Below are 25,200 nucleotides of genomic sequence, written 5' to 3'. Positions count from 1 at the left end.
GATTGCCGCGATTTCTACGGTGTTGCTCTCCCTGCGTCCAGCGATCGCATCTGTTTGCGCCCTTGTGTAGCAAGATTGCCCGCTGGCGCGGCCCCGACGATGACCGGGACCGCGTGAGCGTCAGCTGACCAAAGCAGAGCGATTGTCTTCGAGAAAGTTGGCGAGCGAATGCGGCTTGCGGCCTGAATAGCGCTCTACAATGTTGGTGACGACACCATGATAGCCCAGCACTGCGTCGATCTGAAATGCGACGAGCACATCAGCGAAATCCCCAGGCAGTCCAGCGGCCACCATGCCCGCGGCAAGTTCATCAGGCGTCACGGCAATGCTGGTCACCGGCTTGCCGCTAAGTTTGGATAAAAGCGCGGTACGCTCGGTATTGGTTACGGCTGCAGGTCCGGTAACGTCCTCAATGGCTTTGCCACTCGCAAGAAGCAGCGCACCAGCTGCAGTGCGGGCCGCATCGGCGCGCGTCACATAGGCCGTACCCCGATCCCCCACGAGCCCGAACAACTGCCCTGAGGCTACAATCTGCGCCACACCGGCCAGATTGTTCTCGGCATACATGTGATTGCGCAAAATGGTGAAGTCGAGCCCGCTCCCGGCGATCGCCAGTTCGGTTGCAAAGTGTTCCTGAAGAATGGTCCGGGCATCGGCATTGGGCCGCGCTGCCGGAGCAGAGGTATAGATGATGTGCTTTATACCCACGGCCTTAGCGGCATCAATCGCGGCCGTCTGCTGGGCGATGCGCTTGCCGATCCCGTCCGTGCTGACCATCAGCATGCGATCGATGCCCGCAAATGCCTGGGCAAGGCTCCCCGCCTCATCGAAATCAACCCGCCGCACTTCGACGCCTCTGTCCCGCAGGTCGGCCAGCTTGTCCGGTTCGCGCGTTCCCGCGACGATCTTCGTCGCGCCACGAGCAAGAAGCTCCTCGACAGCAATGCGGCCAAAGTGGCCACTGGCACCGGTTACGAGCAGGGACTGATCCTTGAAGTCGGGCATGATTGACTCTCCTGTGAAACCCTCCTTGCAGTAGTTGCCACCGGAGAGTAGGTCTCGATTAGAGAGTGCTTTCTAGAGAGACTCGCCGTCAGGCGAAAGGAGGCACTTCCGCCGCCTAAAGGCACCCGGAGGTAACCCCATGTTGTCCGAAACCGATCAGGCATCCGCCGTCGTCCAGTGCTGGAACGAAAAAATAGGCGGGCCGCTCAGCAATTGCCCGGTGCGCGACGTGCTCGACAAGATTTCCGACAAATGGAGCATGCTGCTGGTCATGACCCTTGCTTCCGGGCCCCGCCGTTTCAATCAGCTGCGCCGTGAGGTGCCCGACATTTCCCAAAAGATGCTGACCCAAACTTTGCGCGATCTGCAGCGCGACGGCATGGTGGAACGCGAAGTATTCGACACCAAGCCACCTTCCGTTGAATACCGCCTGACCGATCTCGGCCGCTCCATCATCATCCCCTTCGGCCACCTCGTGACCTGGGCCAACCAGAACCACGGGCACATCAACAAGGCTCGCACAACCTTTGACAGCGCGGCTTAGCCGCTAGGCTTCAATCACTAACGAGGGCCTCAGGATGAGCCTGGGGAACCATACGGCAGAGCGAGGGGAGACAGTGCTGCCACAGTCTTGTTCTTCCACAAGCTCAGGATGAAGCCTCCCCGACGCTGAGCCCGGGCGGCTCTCAGCCTCCACACAGGGGCCCATGAGCACCAGATTAGCAATTTGGGCCGAGATCACCTATATATCGGCTAACCAAATCAACCAAGAATCACCCCAGTGAGCGATACGACAAGCAACGGCAACGGCGCGCTGCCGCCATCCGACATTTCAGCGATTTCCATCACCGACGAGATGCGCAAGTCCTATCTCGATTACGCCATGAGCGTGATCGTGAGCCGGGCACTGCCGGATGTGCGCGACGGGCTCAAGCCCGTTCACCGCCGCATCCTCTTTTCGATGAGCGAGAACGGTTACGAATACAACAAGCCCTATCGCAAATCCGCCCGTGTCGTGGGTGACGTGATCGGTAAGTATCACCCCCACGGCGATAGCGCCGTCTATATGGCTCTTGTGCGCATGGCGCAGGATTTCTCCATGGGCGAAATGCTTGTGGAAGGGCAGGGGAACTTCGGCTCGGTCGACGGCGATATGCCCGCGGCGATGCGTTATACCGAAGTGCGCATGCAGCGCATCACCAACTCCCTCCTTGATGATCTCGACAAGGACACGGTGGATTTCCGGGACAACTATGACGGCTCCGAAAAGGAACCGACGGTTCTGCCCGCGCGCTTCCCGAACATGCTGGTGAATGGCGGTGGCGGCATTGCCGTTGGCATGGCGACCAATATCCCGACCCACAACCTCGGCGAAACCATCGACGCAGCGCTCCTGCTGCTTGATGACCCACAGACACCCGCCGAGCAATTGCTTGAAGCTCTGCCAGGCCCCGACTTCCCAACGGGCGGCATCATCTTGGGCCGTGCCGGCATTCGCCAGGCCTATGAAACGGGCCGCGGCTCCGTCCTTGTCCGCGGTCGAGTGGCTGTCGAGGAGATCCGCAAGGAGCGCGAGGCTCTCGTCATCACCGAGCTGCCGTATCAGGTGAACAAGGCCGCCATGGTCGAAAAGATCGCCGAACTAGTGCGCGACAAGCGCATCGAGGGCATCGCCGACATGCGCGACGAATCCTCGCGCGAGGGCATGCGCGTCGTCATCGAAATCAAGCGCGACGCCCTGGCTGACGTCGTTCTCAACCAGCTTTATCGCTTCACGGCGCTGCAATCCTCCTTCGGCTGCAACTTTGTTGCGCTCAATGGCGGCAAGCCGCAGCTGATGAATTTGCGTGAAATGCTGCAGGCTTTCATCGATTTCCGCCACGAAGTGGTTACGCGCCGTGCCCGGTTCCTCCTCAATAAGGCCCGAGATCGCGCTCACATCTTGGTCGGCCTCGCCATTGCCGTTGCCAATATCGACGAAGTCATCGCCCTGATCCGGACGGCGCCCGATCCGGCGACTGCCCGCGAGCAGTTGATGACGCGTCACTGGCCGGCGCAGGACGTCGCCCCATTGATCAAGCTGATCGATGATCCGCGCCACCGTATCAACGAAGACGGCACCTTCATGCTCTCCGAAGAGCAAGCCCGCGCCATCCTCGAACTGCGCCTGGCTCGCCTAACCGCTCTTGGCCGCGACGAAATCGGTGACGAACTGAACGGGTTGGGCAAGGAGATCGAGGACTATCTCGATATCCTGCGCTCGCGCGAACGCGTCGTGGAAATCATCCGCAACGAGCTCACCGAGATCAAGGACCAGTTCGCAACGCCGCGCCGCACAGAGATTTCCGCCGTAGTCGGCGACTTCGACGATGAAGACCTGATCGCTCGCGAGGACATGGTCGTTACTGTGTCGCACGAGGGCTACATCAAGCGGGTACCGCTTTCGACCTATCGCGCGCAGAACCGCGGCGGCAAGGGCCGCTCTGGCATGGCCACGCGCGACGAAGATTTCGTGTCCCGCCTCTTTGTGGCCAATACCCACACGCCCGTTCTGTTCTTCACCAGCCGCGGCATCGCCTATAAGCTCAAGGTTTGGCGCCTCCCGTTGGCCCAGGCCAATTCGCGCGGCAAGGCGTTGATCAATATCCTGCCCCTGGAACAGGGCGAGCGTATCACCACCATCATGCCCTTGCCCGAGGACGAGGCTAGCTGGGCCAATCTCGACATCATGTTCGCGACGACACGCGGCACGGTTCGCCGCAATTCGCTCGCTGACTTCGTCGAAGTGCGCCAGAACGGCAAAATTGCCATGAAGCTCGATGAGGGCGACCAGATCGTCGGCGTCGAAACTGCCAATGCCCACGACGACGTCCTCCTGACCACCGCCATGGGCCAGGCCATCCGCTTCCCGGTCGATGACGTCCGCGTCTTCAAGGGCCGTGATTCCATGGGCGTGCGCGGCATCCAGCTGGCCAAGGATGACGTCGTCATCTCCATGGCCATCATCAACCACTCCGATGCGACGGCCGAAGAACGCGCCGCTTACCTCAAGATGAGTCGTGCCGTGCGCGGTGAAGGTGCCGAAGACGACGCGGGCTCCGATGAGGCCGATGTTGTCGCCGGCGAACTGCCGCAGGAGCGCTATGCTCAGATGAGCGCCACCGAGCAGTTCATTCTGACCCTGTCGGAAAACGGTTATGGCAAGCGCACCTCCAGCCACGAATACCGGATCACCGGACGCGGCGGCAAAGGCATTGTGGCCATGGCGGTCAACAAGCGCAATGGCAAGCTGGTCGCCAGCTTCCCCGTGGCGGACGATGACCAGATCATGCTGATCAGCAATGGCGGGCAGACCATTCGCCTACCGGTCGGTGGCGACAAGCCGATCCGCATCGTGTCGCGCGGCTCGCAAGGCGTAATCGTCTTTGACACCGCCGAAGGCGAAAAGGTCGTCTCCGTCGAGCACATCAGCGAGCCCGAGAACGAAGACGAGCTGCCACCGCCAGAGGCGCCCGAGGCACCACCGGCGACTGAAGAATAAAAAAGGGGCGCTCGGCGCCCCTTTTTCATTCAGATAAACCGGCCTTCCCTAGGTGGCCTGCTCGGACGCCCGCTGATCGCCCTGGCCGCACCGCTTCCCATCCGGACACCCTCGGGAATGGTCATGTAGCGCTTGGGCGCTGCTGGCTTGATCCTGCTGGGTGTAGGCTCGTCATAATAATTGCCATCGCCTTTGGAGGGCAAGCACGCCCAGTATAGCAGGACCAGGGGGCCGAAGACCGGCACGAAAAACAACAGATACCAGGCCCCGGACCGGCCGATATCGTGCAGGCGGCGAATGTGCAGCGTCACCGAGGGTACGAGATGTACAAGGGCTGCAAACAGCGTCAGCGTCGGGGCAGGGCGCTCGGGATCAAACCCGCCCAGTGCAACATCGCCCGCCACCGCAGCAGCCGTCATCATGGACTGCACCACAAAGAACAGCCAATATTGCGCCCGTGTGCTGGTACCTGAAATCTCGAAGTAGCGCAGCATACCGTCGAGGTAAGATCGCATCCTTTGCCCCTGTGGATGTAGTTGTTTCCAGAATTACTTGGCAAAGCTGTTTTTTCGCTGCTGCAATTATCTTGCATTTTAGCAATTGGGCTAATGCTCGCCCTCAGCTTGCCACGGCCTGCTACCCGTGACAAAAACCTGATCAACAACAAGGGGGAGGGGCGTCGTGGCTGATCTGGTGGGCTTTTACCCAGGCTCGTTTGACCCGGTGACCAATGGGCATCTGGACGTCATAGAACGCGCTTGCAAGCTGGTGGATACCCTCGTGGTGGCTGTGGGCATCAACCCGGGCAAGAAAACTCCGCTATTCGCCCATGCTGACCGGCTCGCCATTCTAGAACAGGTGCTGGCACCCGTCGGCAAGCGCACCGACACCGAGTTCCGCGTCGTCGATTTCTCCGGGCTCATGGTCAATGCCGCCCGGGAAAACGGCGCCAAGCTGATCATTCGCGGCCTGCGCGACACCACCGACTACAATTACGAAATGCAGATGGTCGGCATGAACGCTCAGATGGCGCCGGACCTGCAAACCGTTTTCCTGCCCTCCAGCCCACCGGTTCGGCATATCTCGGCCACATTGGTGCGCCAAATCGCTGAAATGGGCGGTGATATTTCCGCCTTCGTCCCGCAAATCGTTCTGAAGGCCCTCAAGAACAAATGATCTCCATAACTCGTCGCCTGTTTGGCGCCCTTGTCATCGGTGCCGCTGCCCTGAGCGCCGCACCTGCCTTCGCCCAAACCGGCACGCCGCATCTGATCCTGACCCTTGAAGACGGCGTAGTCGATATCGAACTGCTGCCCGCCCTTGCGCCTAAGCATGTCGAGCGCATCGTAACCCTTACGAACGAAAGCTTCTACAACGGTGTCGTTTTCCACCGCGTGATCGAGGGCTTCATGGCTCAGACGGGCGATCCGACTGGCACCGGCATGGGCGGCTCCGAACTTCCCGATGTGGAAGCCGAGTTCAACAGCGAAAGCTTTCAGCCCGGCATCGTGGGCGGCGCCCGCTCGCAGGACCCCAACTCTTTCAACTCACAGTTCTTCATCACCACGGGCGACGCCAGCTTCCTTGATGGCCAATACACCGTCTTCGGCAAGGTCGTGTCCGGCATGGATGCGGTAAACGCTATCGAAAAAGGCCCTGCCGAACAGAACGGCCAGGTCGCCAACCCCGACAAGATCGTCGAAGCCAAGATCGAGTATAAGTAGCCAGTTTTATCAACATTCCACGATGTCATCCCGGCGAAGGCCGGGATCCATCCTGAGGTGTCTGGTCTTGGTGCAATGGTGAAAACATCTCAAGATGGACCCCGTCCTCCGCCTGGGTGACACCGTGTCTGTTGCCCGTCCAGTAGTTGCACCCACCGCCCAATCACACTAAACCCGCCCCATAATCGAACAGAGAGACCAAGCACATGGCCGAATACGCCGATCCGGAAAACACCCTCGTCATCGAAACTACCAAGGGCAATGTCGTAATCGAGATGCGCCCAGATCTGGCGCCAAACCACGTCGCTCACATCAAGAAGCTGGCACGTGAAGGCTTCTATGATGGCATCGTGTTCCACCGCGTTATCGAGGGCTTCATGGCCCAGACCGGCTGCCCCGATGGCCGTGGCACAGGCGGTTCGAAGTACCCGAACCTCAAGCAGGAATTCAACAACGAGCCCCACGTGCGTGGCACCGCCTCCATGGCCCGCGCCCAGAGCCCGGATTCGGCCAATTCGCAGTTCTTCATCTGCTTCACCGACGCGCCCTTCCTCAACAAGCAGTACACTGTTTGGGGCAAGGTCATCGAAGGCATGGAAAATGTCGACCAGATCAAGCGCGGCGAGCCCGTGATCAATCCCGACAAGATGCTTTCGGTCAAAGTCGCCGCCGACATCGCGGCCTGAGAATCGTCAGTCTAGAAATACAGAACCCCCGGGCATATCCCCGGGGGTTCTTTTTGCCTGTCACTCAAAGGAGCCGCGCTTGCGCATGGACGTCATCTTGTGGACCCTGATGGGCATCGTCGCAGGCGCCTGCATCGCCACCCAGGCGCCCATCAACGCCCAGCTTGGCCGCAGCCTCAACGTGCCCATCGCGGCGGCCGGCGTATCCTTCGTCGCCGGTGCGATCCTCCTCTGGATCATCGCCTTCATCTACAGCGCGGCAAGCTCCACCCCGATCAACTTCGGCGCTCCCGCACCGTGGACCTTTGTCGCCGGCGGTGTCCTCGGCGCGTTCTACGTCTTTTCCAACATCATGCTTACCCCCATGCTCGGCGCTGCCGCCGTCATGGCGCTTTCTGTAGCCGGCCAGCTCATCGGGGGCATGTTCCTCGACAAGATTGGCTTCATGGGCATGGCCGTCCGCGAAATCTCCCTCGGCCGCATAGCCGGCGCCATGCTCCTTGTTACCGGCGCGTTGATGATCCGCCTGCTCTGATCAGCTAACGGCCCCGATCTCACCCTACCGTCATTGCCCGGCTCGTCCGGGCAATCCATCTCGGCATCGGCCAGGCTGCGGTAGGATCACCGGCACAAGCCAGGTGATGACGCCGGTACAGGGTAATTTCGGGCAGACCAACAATCCCTCAGTCGACACCTCCCCCTTTCAGGGGGAGGATCGAGGTGGGGGTGCTTGGTTCCGCACCCCAAGCTTACCCCTCCACCTCCAGCACCCCGGCTTCTTCCGCCTCCAGCTCAGCCTGTGCGTCCGCCCCCAGTCCAAACCGCGCCGCCACATCCGGCGCATAGCGCACCAGATCCGGCCTCAGCTTTATCAGCGCCAGGTCCTTCACCTTCGCCTCCAGCATCACATCGAACTCAAGCCCAGCCGCCACCCGCATGAAGGTGATGAACTCAAACGGATTGACGAAGTCGGCATGACCCGTCCAAACCGGCGCCGCATTCACCGTCACAGGCTTTTTCGTCTTGCGATCCTTGCGCACCAGCTGCCGCATCTCGGTCCGGGGCGATGAGAAATGCACCTTCGGCCGCACACCTTCCGGCCACGTCCGCAACACCGCTTCCAGCGTCTGCCGCATGTCGGCGCCTTCCGGATTCAGGCACCAGAAATGCTGATGATCGAAGATCAGCCGCACACCCGTATGCTCGTGAATCCACAGCACATCCGCCGCTGAAAACCTTAGATCATCATGCTCCAGCACCAGCCGCCGCCGCACTGGCTCGGGCAGGGTCGGCCACGTCTCGACCCAACGCGCGCGCGCCCTTTCCTTGTCCTCGTAGACACCACCCACATGCACCACCAGAACGGCTTCTGGCCCCAGCTCCATCAAATCCAGCATCTCCGCCTGAGAGGCGAGATCCCATGTGCTCTTGCGCACCAGCTCCGGATCCGGACTATTAAGGACGATGAACTGGCTGGGGTGGAACGACAGCCGCAAACCCTGCGCCTTGGCCCGCGCACCAATGGCAGCCAGGTCAGCCGCGCTGTCGCGCACCATGGAATGAAATTGCGGCATATCCGGATGCGTCGCATAGGGCGCCAGATCCGACGACATGCGGTACATGTTGATCTTGTGCTTGCCCAGATAGTCGAAAATGGCGTCGAGATAGCCCAGCGAAACCTTGAGATGCGGCTCGCTGGTTGAGCGGCGCGCATCGTGGCTTTTCAGCTCGGGATTGCCCATGATCTTGACAGGCACGCCCAGCCGCAGCGGTACTTCATTCATGCTGACCTCCGGCTAGCGCAATGCGCCGCGGGCGCCCGCCGTTCCCGCATAGGCGGCTTGCCACCCACCCATTCCACAGGCGCCATCGCCGTGCTAACGACGCCCCATGCGCGTTTCTGATTTCGACTTCGACCTGCCCGAGAACCTCATCGCCCTTCATCCGGCCGAGCCGCGTGATTCAGCGCGCCTGCTGCTGGTCGACCCCGAAAAGGGTCTCTCGGATCTCCATATCCCCGATCTGCTGAACCTGCTGCAGGCAGGCGACGTCCTCGTTGTCAATGACACCCGCGTACTCCCCGCCGAGCTGCGCGGCACGCGCATCCGAGGTGAAAACCGCGCCGGCGTGTCCTTCAACCTTCATAAGCGCGTGGACGCCCACACATGGCGCGCCTTCGCCCGCCCGGCCAAGAAACTGGCGCTGCTGGACGATCTGGAACTGGGCAATGGCGAGTCCGGCACGCTCAAGGCTCGCGTATCGGGCAAGGGTGACACCGGCGAAGTCACCCTTGAATTCGAACTTGGCGGCGCCCAGCTCGATGAGGCCATCAAGTCCCACGGCGCCATGCCGCTGCCGCCCTATATCGGCGCCAAGCGCGACGTTGAAGACCGCGACCTCATCGATTACCAGACCGTCTATGCTGCCAATGACGGCGCCGTGGCTGCGCCCACCGCTGGCCTTCACTTCACGCAAAGCCTGCTCCAGCAAATCTCCGACAAGGGCATCGCCATCGAGCGCGTCACCTTGCATGTCGGGGCAGGGACCTTCCTCCCCATGAAGGCAGAAGACACCGAAGACCACGTCATGCATTCCGAATGGGGCGAGCTGACGCAAGCCACTGTCGAACGCATCAACGCCCGCCGGGCCGCTGGCGGCCGTGTCATCGCAGTCGGCACCACGAGCCTGCGCCTCCTCGAAACCGCCTCTCGCGCCACCGGCACCTTGCAGCCCTTTATCGGCGATACGGACATCTTCATCACCCCCGGCTTCCGCTTCCACACCGTGGATGCCCTGATGACCAATTTCCACCTGCCCAAATCGACGCTTTTCATGCTTGTCAGTGCTTTTGCCGGCATGGACGTGATGAAAAGCGCCTACGCGCACGCGATACAAAACGGTTACCGGTTCTACTCCTATGGCGACTCGTCGCTGCTGCTGCGGGCACCCCAGCCGGCGGACGACGGGCGCGACCCTTGACGACCCAGGGAACCCCCGTCACCCGTTACGCCGCCCGCATCGCCACAGCCTTGCAGCGCGCCGCCGAAGGTGACCAGTCCCACCTGACACTCTCTGGGCTGATCGTCATGCTCGGCCCAAGGGCCCACCGGCTGCTCTTGCTGGTGGTTTCGCTCTTCAACATGGTCCCCGGCCCACCAGGCTATGGCGGCACCATCGCCTGGACCACGATCCTCATCGCCATTGCCATGCTGCTGGGCCGGCCGATCCGCCTGCCGCCCATCATCGGTAACCGCAAACTCCGGCTCAACCTGCTGCTCAAGGCAAGCGAGCAGGTGGTGCGCGTCACCGCCATTCTTGCCCGCTTCTCGCGTCCGCGCCTTCGCTGGATGACCAGCGGCGCCGCCAATCTCCCCTATGCGATCTTCGTCATCGTGGTGGGTTTGGTCATGGTCTTTCCCGTGCCCCTGATCAACGCCATCCCCAATGTCGGCCTTTGCATCATCGCCTTTTCCATGCTCAACCGCGACGGCGTGGGCGTGATCATTGGCGTGCTGGCGAGCCTGGTCGGCCTCATGATCGCCGGTGCGATCATCCTCGGCGCCTTCCATCTGGGCACCATGGCGCTGGGCGGACTGCCCTGAAGTGGTGACACGGGCCCTCGGGACGGTTATGACGCTGCCCCATGAACGCCCAAACCTCCGCCCCCGACAAACTCGTCACCTTCACCCTGTCCGCTACCGATGGCATGGCGCGACGCGGCCGCATCGATACGCCACGTGGCGACATCCAGACGCCTGCCTTCATGCCCGTGGGTACGGCAGGCACGGTCAAGGCTATGTATCCCGAGCAGGTGCGCGAAACTGGCGCCGATATTCTCCTGGGCAACACCTACCATCTGATGCTCCGCCCCGGCGCCGAGCGCGTGGCCTCCCAGGGCGGCTTGCATGACTTCATGGATTGGCAGCGCCCAATCCTCACCGATTCTGGCGGATTCCAGGTCATGTCGCTGGCCCAGCTCCGCAAGCTGACGGAAAAAGGCGTAACCTTCCGCTCACATATCGATGGCTCCAGCTACGAGCTTACCCCCGAGCGTTCCATTGAAATCCAGACGCTGCTCGATAGCGATATCATCATGCAGCTCGACGAGTGCTTGAAGCTGCCCGCGGACTACAAGGAAATGGAACGGGCCATGGAGCTCTCGCTCCGCTGGGCCGATCGCTCCAAGACCGCGTTCAACAACCAGCTCAACCGAGCCCTCTTCGGCATCGTGCAAGGTGGCGACAATGCCGAGCTGCGGGCCCGCTCGGCCCAGGGTCTCAAATCCATCGGTTTTGATGGCTATGCCGTCGGCGGTCTTGCCGTTGGCGAACCGCAGGACGTCATGTTCCGCGTCATCGAAAACATTACGCCCGAGCTGCCCACCGACCGCCCGCGCTATCTCATGGGTGTCGGTAAGCCTGACGACATCCTGGGCGCCATCGGGCGCGGCATCGACATGTTCGATTGCGTCCATCCCACCCGCGCAGGCCGGCACGGCCACGTCTATACCCGTTTTGGCGTCATCAATTTGAAAAACGCTCGGCATAGGGATGATCATCGTCCCATTGATGAAGCGTCACCAAATCCCAATTGCCGCCGCTGGAGCCGCGCCTATCTCCATCACCTCGTTAAGACAGAAGAGATTTTGGGCGCGATGATCCTTTCGCAGATCAATCTGGCCTATTATCAAGAGCTCGTGCAGGGCTGCCGCGGAGCGATCGAGGGCGGCCGCTTTAGCGACTTTGCGGCGGAAACGCGTGCAGCATGGGCCGCAGGCGATCTGCCAACTATCTGACGTTCAGGAAGGGTTTAAACGACATGGCGAAATCAGGGCGCAAAGCCAGCTTCACCAACCTGGACAAGCATCGCAAACGGCTCGAAGAACAGCCCATGCGTGTGCAATTTGCCATCGATCCCAATCGCTTCCGGCGCTATTCCGCCACGGGCGCCGGCATCCTGCTCGACTATTCAAAGAATCGCATCGACGAAGATGCGATGGCCGCACTGTTTGACCTGGCCCGCGCCGCCGGCGTTGAAGAACGCCGAGACCAGATGTGCGAAGGCGAGCACATCAACATCACCGAAGATCGTGCCGTGATGCACATGGCCTTGCGCTACCAGGGCGACAAGCCCGTTCCGGTGGACGGCAAGGATGTCATGCCCGATGTTCGCAGCGTCCTTGCTGCCATCGGCAACTACTCCGACGCGGTCCGCTCGGGCCAGATCCGCGGCCATGGCGGCGAGCAGTTCACCGACGTCGTCAACATCGGCATCGGCGGCTCCGACCTCGGCCCCGCCATGGTCACGCTGGCGCTCGAGCCCTATACCCGCCCCGACCTGCGCGCCCACTATGTTTCGAACGTCGACGGCGCACATATCCACGACACGCTCAAGCGCCTCGACCCGAAGAAAACACTGTTCATCGTCGCCTCGAAAACCTTCACCACCGACGAGACGATGACCAACGCCAATTCGGCCCGCGACTGGATTGCCGATACGCTGGGCGAAGAAGCGGTGCCCAACCACTTCGCCGCTGTTTCCACCAACATACCCGCCTGCGCCAAATTCGGCATTCGCGAAGACCGCATCTTCGGCTTCTGGGATTGGGTTGGCGGCCGCTACTCCGTCTGGTCCGCCATCGGCCTGCCGATCGCCCTGGCTGTTGGCTACGACAATTTCAGCAAGTTCCTCCAGGGCGCTGACGCCATGGATCGGCACTTCCTGTCCGCCCCGCTCGAAAGCAATCTGCCCGTCATCATGGCGCTCCTCGGCGTCTGGTACCGCAACGTCTGGGGCTTCTCCACCCACGCCGTGCTGCCCTACGATCAGCGCCTTTCCCGCTTTGCCGCCTATCTGCAGCAGCAGGATATGGAATCCAACGGCAAGTCCGTGACCTTGGCTGGCAAGCCAGTGAAATGGTCCACCGGCCCCATCGTCTGGGGCGAGCCTGGTACCAATGGCCAGCACGCCTTCTACCAGCTCATTCACCAGGGCACCGACGTCATCCCATGCGATTTCCTGATCGCGGCGCGCCCCCATGAATCGCTGCCGCCGCACCACGACAAGCTTGTCGCCAATGTCCTGGCACAGTCCGAAGCCCTGATGCTGGGCAAGACCGAAGAAGAAGTAGTCGGCGAACTCAAGGCGCAGGGGCTCGACAAGAAGATGATTGCGGAACTTACCCCCCATAAGGTGTTCCCGGGCAACCGTCCGTCCAACACCCTGTTCTACGAGCAGCTGACCCCCGAAACCCTCGGCTCTCTCGTGGCTCTCTATGAGCACAAGGTCTTCACTCAGGGCGTGATCTGGAACGTCAATTCCTATGATCAATGGGGCGTGGAACTGGGCAAGCAATTGGCCAAGGCGTTGCTGCCAAAGGTCGAAGGCAAGCAGAGCGGGGAGGGGCATGACAGCTCCACGCAAGGGTTGCTCGCCTATTATTTGGCTCACAAATGACCATCACCACCGAAGAGCAGCTCGAAAAGCTCAAGGCTATCGGTCGCATCTGCGCCATCACCCGAGATGCTATGGCCTCAGCCATGCGCCCGGGCATGACGACGCTTGAGCTGGACGAAATCGGCGCCAAGCTGCTCGCCGAGCACGGCGCTCAATCCGCCCCGATCCTCACCTATGATTTCCCTGGTGCCACCTGCATCTCCGTCAACGAAGAGATCGCCCACGGCATTCCCGGTGACCGCGTGCTGCACGAAGGCGACCTCGTCAACATCGACGTGTCTGCAGAAAAAGACGGCGTCTTCGCCGATTGCGGCTCGTCCTTCGTGCTGGGGCAGGGGGACAAGCGCCTCGTCACCCTCTGCCGCGACGGCAAGAAGGCCATGTGGGCTGGCATTGGCGCCGTCAAGGCCGGCGCCCCCTTGGCTGACATCGGTAACGCTATCGGCAAGTTCGCCAAAAAAGGCGGCTACACCCTGATCCGCAACCTCGCTAGCCACGGCGTCGGCGACAGCCTGCACGACGAACCCGGCGAAATCGCCACCTGGCCCGACAAATCCGAACGCCGCCGCATGACCAACGGCCTCGTCTTCACCATCGAGCCATTCCTGTCCCTCGGCGGCAAGATGGCTGACCAGAAATCGGCCGACGACGAATGGACCCTTGTCAGCCGGCCGTCCGCACCATGCGTGCAATATGAGCACACAGTCGTAGCCACCCCCCGCGGCGCCGTCGTAGTAACCCTGGCGGCATAAACGGGTAAGCCGCTGATTACCTGCAGCTGGGGGGTCATTCCCCGGACCCGCGCCCCAGGCTCGCCCCTCGGCTATCTAGCCACACACAGCACTCCCAAAGGCCTCATGGTGAGCCTGTCTGCCGCTCACCCACCAGTCGTTACCCTCGGCCTTGAGCCGAGGGCCCTGCACTTAGGGATCGCTCCGCTAGTGCAGTCTCCTCGGGTCAGGCCCGAGGATGACGACCGGGGAAGTGGCACCATCCCACCCCACCCACAATGTCACCCCGGGCCCGACCCGGGGCCCATCCCGAAATCCACCCCAACCGCAAGGTGGTCAGAACGGACCACCTCCACCAACGCACCATCTCAGGATGGATCCCGGGTCAGGCCCGGGATGACACAGTGCGTGTGGCTAATCCACCGCACCAGTCCCTCCCCCTCCCAGGGGGAGGCTAGGTGGGGGTCCTCTCCCCCCGCACAGAACAAATCTCTCCCGCTTCTCCCCCCACCATCCCCCTGCGCTATCCTCCACCCACTGCCTTCACTAACCAGCGGGTCGCGCGAACCGGCTTGTGAAGGGGCAGATGGGGCGGGGATGTCGCGATCCCCGTAGGACGGCGGAAGTGATTGTGGGGGCTATTGACGCCTCTCGTCCAGAGTCGCGCCGGGATCAGCCTAAAATCCCATCTGATGTGGCGAGGCTTTGTCTCACTACACTAAACTACCTCCGAGGCAGGGCCTCGCCACATCAACGCTGTTCAAAACGCACCAGGGGCGGCGCTTTGGCATGTCCGCGCTACGGCAAAGCCTAACACTTCGCTAACCAAGACCGGCCATTCCCCGCTCTCCCCACTCCTCACACTGGACAGGAACGAACCAGGAACTTAAAAGAACAATATAGCAACAAAGGAGATAGAGATGCTGATGTTCTTGAAGGATCTTGCTGCATTCGTGACCTTGGGCGCGTTCACAATCGGCTCGCTGACCTGGATGGATTTGCTGACCCGACTCGTGTGACCTTCTGTGGATTGCGGGCAGCGCGCTGTGGGGAGAGCGGGCTGCTGGTGCTAAAGGTTGGCGCATGAGCGGTCCCGGTTTTATTCATCTCCACGTCCATTCGGCTTATTCGCTTCTTGAAGGCGCGCTGCAGCTCGAAACCATCCTGAAGCTTGCAGCGGCGGATAATCAGCCCGCCCTTGGCATTGCCGACACCGGCAATCTGTTCGGTGCGTTGGAGTTTTCCGAAAAGGCGAGCAAGAAGGGCATTCAGCCGCTTGCTGGGGTGGAACTGGCGATCGACTTCGCCGCCGCCGAGGAGCGGGTCAGCGAGCGCGGCCACGTGGCGTGGGCGGGCAAGTCCAGCGTCGTCTTGTTGGCGCAGACGGAAAACGGTTTTGAGAACCTGTCGCGACTCGTCTCCAAGGCATACCTCCAGAGCGAGGACGGCGTAGCCCGTGCCAAGCTCGACTGGCTCAGCCGCGAAGGCCTTGAAGGCTTGATCTGCCTCACCGGCGGCCCCGAAGGTGCCATCGACATGGCCTTTGCCCAGGGGCAGGACGCTAATGCCATCCGCCGCCTCGACCGCCTCGCAGACCTATTTGGCGACCGCCTCTACATGGAACTGCAGCGCCACGGTCGCCCGCAGGAAGCCAGTGTCGAGCCGCGCCTGATCGACTACGCCTATAGCAAGGGCATACCCCTGGTCGCGACCAACGAGCCCTTTTTCAAGTCGATCAAGGAATTCGAAGCCCACGACGCGTTGCTCGCCATCGCCGGCGGCACCGTCCTGGCGCAAACCGAGCGCCGCAAGCTCAACGACCAATACTATTTCAAGACCCGCGCGGAGATGACCGAGCTGTTTTCGGACATTCCCGAGGCACTCGACTCTACCGTCGAGATCGCGCAGCGCATCAGCTATCGCCCCCGTACCCGCAAGCCGATCCTGCCTAAATTCGCGGCCGCCCCAGACCTGAGCGACGAAGATGCCGTTGCTGCTGAAGCCGCAGCCCTGCGCGCCATGGCGGAGGAGGGGCTCCGCAACCGCCTCGCCAATCCCGGCCCCGCACCCGGCAAGACAGCCGAGGAATATTGGGAGCGGCTGGAGTTCGAGCTGGGCATCATCCAGTCCATGAAGTTCCCCGGCTACTTCCTGATCGTGGCAGACTTCATCCGCTGGTCCAAGTCGCAGGGCATTCCCGTCGGTCCAGGCCGCGGCTCGGGTGCCGGCTCGCTCGTGGCCTATGCCACCACCATCACCGACCTTGATCCACTGGCCTATAACCTGCTGTTCGAGCGCTTCCTTAATCCCGAACGCGTGTCGATGCCCGACTTCGATATCGACTTCTGCCAAGACCGGCGCGAAGAGGTCATTCGCTACGTCCAGAAGAAATACGGCTTCGAGCAGGTTTCCCAGATCATCACTTTCGGAACGCTGCAGGCCCGCGCCGTGCTGCGCGACGTCGGCCGCGTGCTCCAGATGCCCTATGGCCAAGTGGACCGCATCTGCAAGCTCGTGCCTGCCAACCCGGCCGATCCATGGTCGATTGAGCGCACGCTCAACGAAGTCCCGGCCTTCAAGGCCATGGCCGACGAAGATGAAACCGTTGCCGACCTCGTGGCTATTGCGCGCAATCTCGAGGGCCTGTTTCGCCACGCCTCGACCCACGCCGCCGGCATCATCATCGGCGATCGTCCGCTTCAGGATCTGGCGCCGCTCTATCGTGACCCGCGCTCCGACATGCCGGTCTGCCAATACAACATGAAGTGGAGCGAGGCGGCGGGCCTCGTCAAGTTCGACTTCCTGGGCCTGAAAACCCTCACCACCGTGCAATACGCGGTCAACATGGTGAACCTGGACGGCGGTAATTTCCGAATCGAGGACATATCCATCAACGACAAAGCGACCTACGAGCTCTATGCCCGTGGCGACACCTTCGGCGTGTTCCAGGTGGAAGGCGCCGGCATGCGCCGTGCTCTTGTCGACATGAAGCCCGACCGCTTCGAGGACATTATCGCCCTTGTGGCGCTCTATCGTCCCGGCCCGATGGACAACATCCCGCTCTTTAACGACCGCAAGCACGGCCGCGAAGAGGTGGAATACCCGCATCCCGACCTCTCGAAGGTACTCGACGAAACCTATGGCATCATCGTCTACCAGGAACAGGTGATGCAGATCGCCCAGCTCCTGTCAGGCTATTCTCTGGGCGAAGCCGACATGCTGCGCCGCGCCATGGGCAAGAAGATCAAGGCGGAAATGGACGCGCAGCGCGAGCGTTTCCGCGAAGGCGCGATCAAGCACGGCCTCAAGCAGGCCGAAGCCGACACCATCTTTGACCTGCTGGCCAAGTTCGCCAACTACGGCTTCAACAAGAGCCATGCGGCGACTTACGCTCTCGTCTCGTATCAGACCGCCTATCTCAAGGCGCATCACCCGCACGAATTCCTTGCGGCTTCGATGACGCTCGATATGGGCAACACCGACAAGCTGGCGGAATTCCGCAGCGAGGCCAAGCGCCTCAAGATCGAGCTGGTGCCACCCTGCATCAACAGCTCCGAAGTGGTCTTTTCGGTCAAGGACAAGCGCGTCCATTATGGCCTCTGCGCCGTCAAGGGCGTCGGCCGGCAGGTCGCCGAACACATCGTCGAAGTGCGCGGCAACAAGCCGTTTAAGGACTTGGGGGATTTCGCCCGCAGGGTCGATCCGCGGGTTCTCAGCAAGCGCACGCTTGAAACGCTGTGTAATGCCGGCGCCTTTGACGCCATCGTACCGCGCCGCGAGGTGGCCTTTGCTGCCATCGAGCAGGTCTTGGGCATGGCCCACTCTCTCACCGCCGAGCGCAACGAAGGCCAATGGAACATGTTCGACGCGGGCGAACCCGAAACCATTCGCCTGCCGGCAGGCGTTCCTGCTTGGACCACGGCCGAACGCGCCGATCGCGAACTCTCCGCCATCGGCTTTCACCTGTCGGCCCACCCGCTCGATGCCTATGCCGATCTCTTCGAGCGCCTGCGTGTGCAGCGCTGGAGCGACTTCGAACGTGCGGTCAAGGACGGCGCCTCGGCCGGCCGCCTCGCCGGCACCATCGGTTCGCGGCAGGATCGCCGTACCCGCAAGGGCACGCCCATGATGATCCTGACGCTGTCCGACCAAACCGGCAGCTTCGAAGTGATCGCCTTTTCCGAGCAGATCAACGAGTTCGGCGCTGTGCTGCAGCCCGGCAAATCCGTGATCCTGCAGGTCGGCGCTGAAGAGCGCGCCGAAGGCGTCAGCCTGCGTCTTCTTTCGGCGCAGCCGATCGATGGCATTGCCGAAAAGATAGACCGGCGCCTCACCATCTTCGCCGCCGACCAGAAAGCCCTGGGGTCCATTGGCGCCCAGCTCAAGCGCGGCGGGGAGGGGAGCGTCAACTTCGTGGTTATCCGAGACGGCGGCGCGAGGGAGTACGAAATTGAACTCCCCGGCACGTATCGCCTCACCGCCGAAGTAGCCGGGGGCATCAAGGCCTTGGAGGGGGTCACCGACGTCCGGTTCCACTAAGGGCACCAGCGCGGCGCACTCATCTTCCGCTCTGCCCTTCTCCGTTCGTGCCCGCCCACAGCGCGTCGCCCTCGGGCTCGACCCGAGGGCTCTGCACTTTGCGAACCCGCCACCCTACAGTCGCGCACAATCTCCCCCTTCTGCCCTCACCATCCCACCCGTGCCACACTCCTTCATCACCCACGGAGCCGAACTCCTCCAAACACCTTGCCAACCACCTGCCATTCCCCTATATCGCCCATGCGTTTGACTGAGCGTCAGCGCGATCTCACACACGAGGCAGGCTTTCCGAGCAATTGGAAATCCATCCGGTGGCGGGTAACCGCCGCAAGGCTTCGTGGCGGCATCAACCGGTAAACAAGGAGCAGCCATCATGGCACTGCCCGATTTTTCTATGCGTCAACTGCTTGAAGCAGGCGTTCACTTTGGTCACCAGAAGCACCGCTGGAACCCAAAGATGGAGCGCTACATCTTTGGCGTTCGCAACGACATCCACATTCTGGACCTCTCGCAAACTGTTCCAGCCCTCAGCCGCGCCCTGCAGCTGATCTCGGACACTGTTGCAGACGGCGGCCGCGTGCTGTTCGTCGGCACCAAGCGCCAGGCCGCTCCGCTGGTCGCTGACGCTGCTAAGCAGTCCGCCCAGTACTATGTGAACTCCCGCTGGCTCGGCGGCACGCTGACCAACTGGCAGACGATCTCGAACTCGATCTCGCGTCTGCGCGAACTCGAATCGATGAGCGAAGACGATCTCGCCCTGCGCACCAAGAAGGAGCGCCTGATGATGTCCCGCGAGCAGGAACGCCTTGAGCGCGACCTGGGCGGCATTAAGGACATGGGCAATGTTCCTTCGCTTCTGTTCGTGATTGACACCAACAAGGAAGCAAACGCCATCAAGGAAGCCCGTCGTCTGGGTATCCCTGTGATCGCGATCGTCGACACCAACAGCGATCCCGACACTGTCGACTATGCTATCCCCGGCAATGACGACGCTTCGCGCGCCCTGGAACTCTATGTGTCGCTGGTCTCCAAGGCTGCAATCGACGGCATCGGCCGCTCGTCCACCGCTCTCGGTGCTGACCTTGGTGCTTCCGATCGCGCTCCGGCTGAAGATCTGCCGGCTGACGACGCGGCCGCCACGCCGGCTGCCTGAAGCTAGCATCGTTTTGATCTGAACAATGCGGCCCCGAAAGGGGCCGCCAAGAGGTGAACCTATGGAAATCACTGCAGGAATGGTCAAGCAGCTCCGCGACTCGACCGGCGTCGGGATGATGGACTGCAAGAAGGCTTTGGCTGAAACCAATGGCGACATGGAAGCAGCGGTCGATTGGCTGCGCACCCGTGGCCTTGCCAAGGCTGCCAAGAAGGCCGACCGCGTGGCTGCTGAAGGACTCGTTGGCGTTGTGACCGCCGGCACCAAGGCTGCCGTTGTCGAAGTGAACTCGGAAACCGATTTCGTTGCGCGTAACGAGCAGTTCCAGGGCATTGTTGGCAATGTTGCCAAGCTTGCCCTCGACGCCGATGGCGACGTCGCCAAGCTCGGTGAAATGCCGTTCCCAGGCTCGGGCCACTCCGTTTCCGCTGAGCTGACCGAAGCTATCGCCAAGATCGGCGAGAACATGAACCTGCGTCGTACCGAAACCGTCTCCGTGACGGACGGCGTGGTGGAAAGCTATGTCCACAATGCTGTAAAGCCAGGTCTCGGCAAGATCGGCATTCTGGTGGCGCTTGAATCCACTGGCGACAAGGCTGCCCTGTCGACTCTTGGCAAGCAGTTGGCCATGCACATCGCTGCTACCAATCCGCTCGCAATCGACACCGAAGAGCTCGATCAGAACGTGGTTGCGCGCGAGCGCGCCATCATCCTTGAGCAGGTCAAGGAATCCGGCAAGTCCGCCGATATCGCCGAGAAGATGGTCGATGGCCGCATGCGCAAGTACTTCGAAGAAGTCACGCTGCTGGCCCAGACCTTCGTAATCGATGGCGAGACAAAGGTTCGCGACGCGATCAAGAATGCCGAGAAGGACGTCGGCGCTCCGATCAAGCTGACCAAGTTCGTGCGTTACGCCCTCGGCGAAGGCATTGAAAAGGTCGAGTCTGACTTTGCGGCCGAAGTTGCTGCAACTTCTGGCGTCAAGCAGTAAGCTACTCATCGGCGGGCGGACTCTAGGTCCGTCCGCTGCTTAACCGGTGATCATCGATTAACCGGAAAAGGGCGCAACTCCTGCCAAGCTGCCCATTGTGACAGCGAGGTTCTTCCCCTCCAATGCGCTATTGCATAGGGTCGCCCGGGTATCGCCGGATTCGGTGTCCCGTTGTTATATATTGCTCGAGGGGATCGCCTATGGCGCCTGCCTACAAACGCGTTCTCCTCAAAGTATCGGGCGAAGCCCTGGCTGGTGACAATTCCTTCGGCATTGAGCCACCATTTCTCCAGGCTGTCGCCAAGCAGATCGCGGATGCTGCAAAATCCGGTGTCCAGATCGCCGTGGTTGTCGGTGGCGGCAATATTTTCCGCGGCATGGCGGGCGCCGCCGACGGAACCGACCGTGTAACGGCTGACCTCATGGGCATGCTGGGCACTATGATCAATGCTCTTGCTCTCAGCAACGCCATCTCCCGGCAGGGTGCGAAAGCGAAACCCTATAGCGCCGTTTCCATGCCATCTGTGGCGGACACTTTCACCGCGCGGGAAGCCAAAGCCTCACTTGAGGACGGCTATGTCGTTGTGCTCGGCGGCGGAATCGGCAATCCCTTCTTCACCACCGATACGGCGTCCACCTTGCGGGCCATCGAGCTCGAATGTGACGTGGTGCTCAAGGGCACCAAGGTCGACGGGGTCTATTCGGCGGACCCAATGACCGATCCAAATGCCACCCGCTATGACACTGTCAGCTATGATGAGGTCATCGGCAAGAATTTGCGTGTGATGGACACGGCGGCTTTTGCTCTTGCCCGTGACAATAACATGCCCATTATCGTATACGCGCTTAACGACGAGGCAGGACTTGCTGGCGTACTCTCCGGCACCTCTCGCTCGACCCGCGTAGGCAAGTCGAACTAAAAGGAATTCCAAGATGGCCAGTGGCTATGATCTCGCTGATCTTAAAACACGCATGCAGAAATCCGTCGCTTCCCTGAAAGATGAACTGGCGGGTTTGCGGACGGGTCGTGCCAGTGCGAGCCTGCTGGAGCCTGTGACGGTTGAGGCTTATGGCTCGCGCATGCCACTCAATCAGGTGGCAACCGTCACTGTGCCGGAGCCGCGCATGCTGAGCGTTCAGGTCTGGGACCGCCAGATGGCCAATGCCGTCGAGAAAGCCATTCGCGACAGCGGCCTTGGCCTCAACCCTATGGGTGAGGGCCAGGTCATCCGCGTGCCCTTGCCGGAACTCAACGAGCAGCGCCGCAAGGAATTGTCCAAGGTGGCCTACAACTATGCCGAGGCCGCGCGCGTTGCCGTTCGCCATATTCGTCGCGACGGCATGGATGCGCTCAAGAAGGCCGAGAAGGAAGGCATGAGCGAAGACGATTCGCGAGTGCAGGCCGATCTGGTGCAGAAGGCAACTGACGCAGCTGTGGCCGAGATCGATCAGATCGTGGCGGCAAAAGAAGCCGAAATCATGCAGGTCTAGGCTGCTATTAACTGCGCCTGGAGGGCGTGGATGTCCATGGATACCGCCACTTCTGCAAATATAGCGCAGCCCGCCCGGCTGCGCATTCCTGTGCATCTTGGCGTCATCATGGACGGCAATGGCCGTTGGGCGAAGGCCCGCGGCAAGCGGCGCACCGAAGGGCATGTCGAGGGCGTCAAGGCGCTGCGGCGCCTGGTTGAGCTTTGCATCAATTATGGCGTTGGGCATTGCACGGTTTTCAGCTTTTCCTCGGAGAATTGGACCCGTCCCCGCGAAGAAGTCGCCTTCATCTTTAACCTGCTGCGGCGCTTTGTTGCCTCCGATCTCCAAAAGCTGATCCGCAACAATGTGCAGGTGCGCATCATCGGCAGCCGCGAGGGCCTCGAGCCCTCCCTCGTTCGCCTGATCGACGATGTGGAAGCCAAGACTGCTTCAAACACCGGCCTGGTACTGGTGGTGGCGTTCAACTATGGCGGCAAGGCCGAGATCGCCGAGGCGACGCGTCGGCTGGCGCGCGAGGTGGCAGCGGGTCGCCTTTCCCCCGAGCACATTACCGAGCAGGCCATTGAAGCCGCACTCTATACCGCTGGCTTGCCCGATCCTGATTTGATCATCCGCACCAGTGGCGAACAGCGCATCTCCAATTTCCTCCTCTGGCAAGCAGCCTATTCTGAATTTGTCTTTGTGGACGAGTATTGGCCCGATTTCGACGAGCAGAGCTTTCTCAAGGTTCTTGAGACCTTTTCTCTACGAGACCGGCGCTTTGGCGGTATTGGGGTGGCGCAGCCTTGAGTGATTCTGGCGGCATGCCCACTGAGCCTTCTCAAGCGCGCCGCCGCCGTTGGTCCGATTTGGGGCCTCGTCTCGGCTCAGCTGCAGTGCTAATCGCGCTGACAATCGCCTCTCTTTACATCGGCGGCTATGTCTTTGCCGCTGCGGTAGGCGGCGTCTTCGCCCTTGCGTACCGCGAGTGGGAAACCATGGTTTCCCGTGCTCCTTTAACCCCGGCCGGTATCGTCTTGATCGTTCTGGTTGGCTTATCCGGCCTCGCGTTTCCGCTTTTCGGTCCCGCCGGTACCATTGGGATCATCGCTCTGGCCTGCGCCCTTGCCATCGCCATACCCGGTGAAAGCCGTTGGTGGCGCGTTATCGGGCTTTGCGTCTATGGCGCCGTTATCCTGTCAGCCCTTATTTTAAGGGGCGACACACAAGCTGGCATCCTGGCCTGCATCTATCTGGGCACGGTCGTTTGGATGACCGACTCGGCCGCCTTCTTCGCCGGCCGGCAAATCGGCGGAGAAAAGCTGGCGCCCGAGATCTCGCCATCCAAGACTTGGTCGGGTGCTCTGGGAGGGTTGGCTTTAGGGACAGGGGCGGGATTGATCGTCTGGATCATCGTGACAGATTCTCCGTGGTGGATCGGGCTCCTCATCGCCATAGGCATCAGCGTCCTTGGCCAGGCCGGAGATTTGGCTGAAAGTGCCATCAAGCGCCACTTCCGCATCAAGGACAGCGGCGACATCATTCCGGGTCATGGCGGATTGATGGACCGCATGGACAGCCTAACATTTGGCGTTTTGTTGGTGCTGCTGATTGGCTCGCTACACATGGGCATCAATGCGGTCGCGCAGGGCTTGCTCTACTGGTAGCTTGGCGCCCACCTGCCGCGCATAAGGAACACCATGTTCGAGTTCATCTACTGGCTGCTATCCTACGTTGTTCCATTTCTTGCCGTTTTGACGGTGATCGTCTTCGTTCACGAAATGGGTCACTACCTGGTTGCGCGCTGGAATGGCGTGGCGATCCAAACTTTCTCCATAGGCTTTGGCAGGGAACTCTTCGGCTGGGATGACAGGCAGGGCACCCGCTGGCGCATTTCCGCTATTCCCTTGGGTGGCTATGTCCGTTTCGTCGGCGACATGAACGCCGCAAGCACACCCGATACCGAGCTCATTGCCAAGGCTGACCCAGAGCTTGCACCACGCCTCTTTGCCAACAAACACGTCTGGCAGCGCATCGCCGTTGTTGTAGCCGGCCCCCTTGCCAATGTCATTCTGACCTTCCTCATCCTTTATGCCCTGCTGCTCGGCTATGGTCGCTACACCATTCCGCCGGTCGTCGGCTCGGTTATCGAAGGCTCCGTTGCCGAATCGGCCGGTATCGAAGCCGGCGATCGGATCGTCGCCGTAGATGGCTACGCCGTTCGTGGCTTTGAGGATTTCCAGCGCCTCGTCGCCACGAGCCCGCAGCGCCCTGTGACTATCGCACTGGAGCGCGATTCTGGGGCCGAAACCATTGTCCTGACCCCCGAGGCCGCTGAAGTCGAAGACCGCTTTGGCAACACGCAGCGCATCGGTCGCATTGGTGTCAGTCGCGATGTAAGCCAAACCGATGTGACGCTTTATCGTCCTGGTCCTGTCGAGGCCATCGGCATGACGCTTGAGGAGATCCGCTTCATTATCCAGAGAACCGCAGCGTTCCTGGGTGACTTTTTTGTCGGGCGCGGAGACGTGGAGCAGCTTGGCGGACCGGTCAAAGTTGCGCAGGTTTCCGGGCAGGTGGCGACGCTGGGGATCGTCGCACTCATAAATCTAACTGCGCTGCTCTCGCTAAATATTGGAATATTCAACCTTTTGCCTGTACCTATGCTCGACGGCGGACACCTCATGTACTATTTGGTTGAAGCTGTGAGGGGGCGTCCGCTCAGCATGAAGGTACAGGAAATAGGGTTTCGCTTCGGCTTCGCCCTGGTCCTCGCCCTTATGGTGTTCACGCTCTTCAACGATACTCTGTTCGCCTATTTGCGAACCCTGAGTTAACGAGCAGTTAACCTTGGTTTGTAAGGTGTTGCAGGATTACAAGTGCGCCAAGCATTTGCTAACC

22 protein-coding genes are annotated in these 25,200 nt (G+C 61.0%); 19 read left to right on the top strand and 3 right to left on the bottom strand.

Annotated elements, in window-relative coordinates:
* Positions 1-120: 120 nt before the first annotated feature.
* Positions 121-1,005 carry an NAD(P)H-binding protein gene (locus DDE77_RS10685; RefSeq protein WP_108397456.1) on the bottom strand — a complete coding sequence of 295 codons (885 nt, stop codon included), beginning with the start codon at positions 1,003-1,005 and terminating at the stop codon, positions 121-123.
* A gap of 139 nt (positions 1,006-1,144) precedes the next feature.
* Between DDE77_RS10685 and DDE77_RS10680 the strand changes: the two genes are divergently transcribed.
* Both DDE77_RS10680 and gyrA read left to right on the top strand, forming a co-directional pair.
* A complete protein-coding gene (locus tag DDE77_RS10680; RefSeq protein ID WP_108397455.1) occupies positions 1,145-1,549 on the top strand; it encodes a winged helix-turn-helix transcriptional regulator in 405 nt (134 codons plus the stop codon).
* A gap of 237 nt (positions 1,550-1,786) precedes the next feature.
* The gene (gene gyrA, locus DDE77_RS10675; RefSeq protein ID WP_281261300.1) at positions 1,787-4,546 is read left to right on the top strand and encodes a DNA gyrase subunit A; all 2,760 of its coding nucleotides are present in this window, start codon (positions 1,787-1,789) and stop codon (positions 4,544-4,546) included.
* 29 nt (positions 4,547-4,575) lie between these two features.
* Here the strand turns inward: gyrA and DDE77_RS10670 are convergent, their stop codons facing one another.
* Positions 4,576-5,061, bottom strand: coding sequence for a DUF805 domain-containing protein (locus tag DDE77_RS10670; RefSeq protein ID WP_108397454.1), 486 nt, complete (start codon positions 5,059-5,061; stop codon positions 4,576-4,578).
* A gap of 166 nt (positions 5,062-5,227) precedes the next feature.
* Between DDE77_RS10670 and coaD the strand changes: the two genes are divergently transcribed.
* The 4 genes from coaD (at position 5,228) to DDE77_RS10650 (ending at position 7,491) form a co-directional block, all read left to right on the top strand.
* Complete coding sequence (gene coaD / locus DDE77_RS10665) at positions 5,228-5,722, top strand: pantetheine-phosphate adenylyltransferase (RefSeq protein WP_245895162.1); 495 nt, start codon at positions 5,228-5,230, stop codon at positions 5,720-5,722.
* Positions 5,719-6,270, top strand: coding sequence for a peptidylprolyl isomerase (locus DDE77_RS10660; RefSeq protein WP_108397453.1), 552 nt, complete (start codon positions 5,719-5,721; stop codon positions 6,268-6,270). Before coaD ends, DDE77_RS10660 begins: the two co-directional genes overlap by 4 nt.
* A 206-nt stretch (positions 6,271-6,476) precedes the next feature.
* Entirely contained in the window at positions 6,477-6,956 is a 480-nt protein-coding gene (locus tag DDE77_RS10655; protein ID WP_108397452.1) for a peptidylprolyl isomerase, read from the top strand.
* Positions 6,957-7,041: 85 nt separating this feature from the next.
* On the top strand, positions 7,042-7,491 hold the full coding sequence (locus tag DDE77_RS10650; protein WP_108397451.1) for a DMT family transporter: 450 nt from the start codon (positions 7,042-7,044) through the stop codon (positions 7,489-7,491).
* 214 nt (positions 7,492-7,705) lie between these two features.
* Here the strand turns inward: DDE77_RS10650 and uvsE are convergent, their stop codons facing one another.
* Positions 7,706-8,740, bottom strand: a complete 1,035-nt coding sequence (gene uvsE / locus DDE77_RS10645) for a UV DNA damage repair endonuclease UvsE (protein WP_108397450.1) — start codon at positions 8,738-8,740, stop codon at positions 7,706-7,708.
* Positions 8,741-8,846: 106 nt separating this feature from the next.
* On the opposite strand from uvsE, the gene queA reads away from it, so the two are divergent.
* From queA to rseP, 13 genes are all read left to right on the top strand, one after another.
* Positions 8,847-9,935 carry a tRNA preQ1(34) S-adenosylmethionine ribosyltransferase-isomerase QueA gene (gene queA, locus DDE77_RS10640; RefSeq protein ID WP_108397449.1) on the top strand — a complete coding sequence of 363 codons (1,089 nt, stop codon included), beginning with the start codon at positions 8,847-8,849 and terminating at the stop codon, positions 9,933-9,935.
* On the top strand, positions 9,932-10,558 hold the full coding sequence (locus tag DDE77_RS10635; RefSeq protein ID WP_108397448.1) for an exopolysaccharide biosynthesis protein: 627 nt from the start codon (positions 9,932-9,934) through the stop codon (positions 10,556-10,558). The genes queA and DDE77_RS10635 overlap by 4 nt, the downstream gene beginning before the upstream one ends.
* A 41-nt stretch (positions 10,559-10,599) precedes the next feature.
* The gene (tgt, locus tag DDE77_RS10630; protein ID WP_108397447.1) at positions 10,600-11,751 is read left to right on the top strand and encodes a tRNA guanosine(34) transglycosylase Tgt; all 1,152 of its coding nucleotides are present in this window, start codon (positions 10,600-10,602) and stop codon (positions 11,749-11,751) included.
* A 23-nt stretch (positions 11,752-11,774) separates the two neighbouring features.
* Positions 11,775-13,412: a glucose-6-phosphate isomerase gene (gene pgi / locus DDE77_RS10625; protein ID WP_108397446.1), complete on the top strand. Its 1,638-nt coding sequence runs from the start codon at positions 11,775-11,777 to the stop codon at positions 13,410-13,412.
* Positions 13,409-14,164 carry a type I methionyl aminopeptidase gene (gene map, locus DDE77_RS10620; RefSeq protein ID WP_108397445.1) on the top strand — a complete coding sequence of 252 codons (756 nt, stop codon included), beginning with the start codon at positions 13,409-13,411 and terminating at the stop codon, positions 14,162-14,164. Before pgi ends, map begins: the two co-directional genes overlap by 4 nt.
* A gap of 1,062 nt (positions 14,165-15,226) precedes the next feature.
* On the top strand, positions 15,227-18,682 hold the full coding sequence (dnaE, locus tag DDE77_RS10615; RefSeq protein WP_108397444.1) for a DNA polymerase III subunit alpha: 3,456 nt from the start codon (positions 15,227-15,229) through the stop codon (positions 18,680-18,682).
* 373 nt (positions 18,683-19,055) lie between these two features.
* Positions 19,056-19,835: a 30S ribosomal protein S2 gene (gene rpsB, locus DDE77_RS10610; protein WP_108397443.1), complete on the top strand. Its 780-nt coding sequence runs from the start codon at positions 19,056-19,058 to the stop codon at positions 19,833-19,835.
* A 61-nt stretch (positions 19,836-19,896) separates the two neighbouring features.
* The gene (gene tsf / locus DDE77_RS10605) at positions 19,897-20,826 is read left to right on the top strand and encodes a translation elongation factor Ts (protein ID WP_108397442.1); all 930 of its coding nucleotides are present in this window, start codon (positions 19,897-19,899) and stop codon (positions 20,824-20,826) included.
* Between the two features lie 200 nt (positions 20,827-21,026).
* Positions 21,027-21,746, top strand: coding sequence for a UMP kinase (gene pyrH, locus DDE77_RS10600; protein ID WP_108397441.1), 720 nt, complete (start codon positions 21,027-21,029; stop codon positions 21,744-21,746).
* 13 nt (positions 21,747-21,759) lie between these two features.
* Positions 21,760-22,317, top strand: coding sequence for a ribosome recycling factor (gene frr, locus DDE77_RS10595; RefSeq protein WP_108397440.1), 558 nt, complete (start codon positions 21,760-21,762; stop codon positions 22,315-22,317).
* A gap of 60 nt (positions 22,318-22,377) precedes the next feature.
* Entirely contained in the window at positions 22,378-23,109 is a 732-nt protein-coding gene (locus DDE77_RS10590; protein WP_425430746.1) for an undecaprenyl pyrophosphate synthase, read from the top strand.
* Entirely contained in the window at positions 23,106-23,966 is an 861-nt protein-coding gene (locus DDE77_RS10585) for a phosphatidate cytidylyltransferase (RefSeq protein ID WP_157959771.1), read from the top strand. The genes DDE77_RS10590 and DDE77_RS10585 overlap by 4 nt, the downstream gene beginning before the upstream one ends.
* Before the next feature lie 33 nt (positions 23,967-23,999).
* Positions 24,000-25,136: an RIP metalloprotease RseP gene (gene rseP / locus DDE77_RS10580; RefSeq protein ID WP_108397437.1), complete on the top strand. Its 1,137-nt coding sequence runs from the start codon at positions 24,000-24,002 to the stop codon at positions 25,134-25,136.
* Positions 25,137-25,200 lie beyond the last annotated feature (64 nt).

The organism is Devosia submarina (assembly GCF_003056345.1).
GTDB classification, from domain to species: domain Bacteria; phylum Pseudomonadota; class Alphaproteobacteria; order Rhizobiales; family Devosiaceae; genus Devosia; species Devosia submarina.
This window is presented reverse-complemented; position numbering and strand designations above follow the sequence as displayed.

Coding starts and splice junctions, on each gene's coding strand:
- queA (WP_108397449.1), top strand. CDS start 8,847: ATGCGCGTTTCTGATTTCGACTTCGACCTGCCCGAGAACCTCATCGCC.
- DDE77_RS10680 (WP_108397455.1), top strand. CDS start 1,145: ATGTTGTCCGAAACCGATCAGGCATCCGCCGTCGTCCAGTGCTGGAAC.
- DDE77_RS10650 (WP_108397451.1), top strand. CDS start 7,042: ATGGACGTCATCTTGTGGACCCTGATGGGCATCGTCGCAGGCGCCTGC.
- DDE77_RS10670 (WP_108397454.1), bottom strand. CDS start 5,061: ATGCGATCTTACCTCGACGGTATGCTGCGCTACTTCGAGATTTCAGGT.
- map (WP_108397445.1), top strand. CDS start 13,409: ATGACCATCACCACCGAAGAGCAGCTCGAAAAGCTCAAGGCTATCGGT.
- tgt (WP_108397447.1), top strand. CDS start 10,600: ATGAACGCCCAAACCTCCGCCCCCGACAAACTCGTCACCTTCACCCTG.
- pgi (WP_108397446.1), top strand. CDS start 11,775: ATGGCGAAATCAGGGCGCAAAGCCAGCTTCACCAACCTGGACAAGCAT.
- DDE77_RS10685 (WP_108397456.1), bottom strand. CDS start 1,005: ATGCCCGACTTCAAGGATCAGTCCCTGCTCGTAACCGGTGCCAGTGGC.
- DDE77_RS10660 (WP_108397453.1), top strand. CDS start 5,719: ATGATCTCCATAACTCGTCGCCTGTTTGGCGCCCTTGTCATCGGTGCC.
- DDE77_RS10655 (WP_108397452.1), top strand. CDS start 6,477: ATGGCCGAATACGCCGATCCGGAAAACACCCTCGTCATCGAAACTACC.
- dnaE (WP_108397444.1), top strand. CDS start 15,227: ATGAGCGGTCCCGGTTTTATTCATCTCCACGTCCATTCGGCTTATTCG.
- pyrH (WP_108397441.1), top strand. CDS start 21,027: ATGGCGCCTGCCTACAAACGCGTTCTCCTCAAAGTATCGGGCGAAGCC.
- uvsE (WP_108397450.1), bottom strand. CDS start 8,740: ATGAATGAAGTACCGCTGCGGCTGGGCGTGCCTGTCAAGATCATGGGC.
- rpsB (WP_108397443.1), top strand. CDS start 19,056: ATGGCACTGCCCGATTTTTCTATGCGTCAACTGCTTGAAGCAGGCGTT.
- frr (WP_108397440.1), top strand. CDS start 21,760: ATGGCCAGTGGCTATGATCTCGCTGATCTTAAAACACGCATGCAGAAA.
- rseP (WP_108397437.1), top strand. CDS start 24,000: ATGTTCGAGTTCATCTACTGGCTGCTATCCTACGTTGTTCCATTTCTT.
- tsf (WP_108397442.1), top strand. CDS start 19,897: ATGGAAATCACTGCAGGAATGGTCAAGCAGCTCCGCGACTCGACCGGC.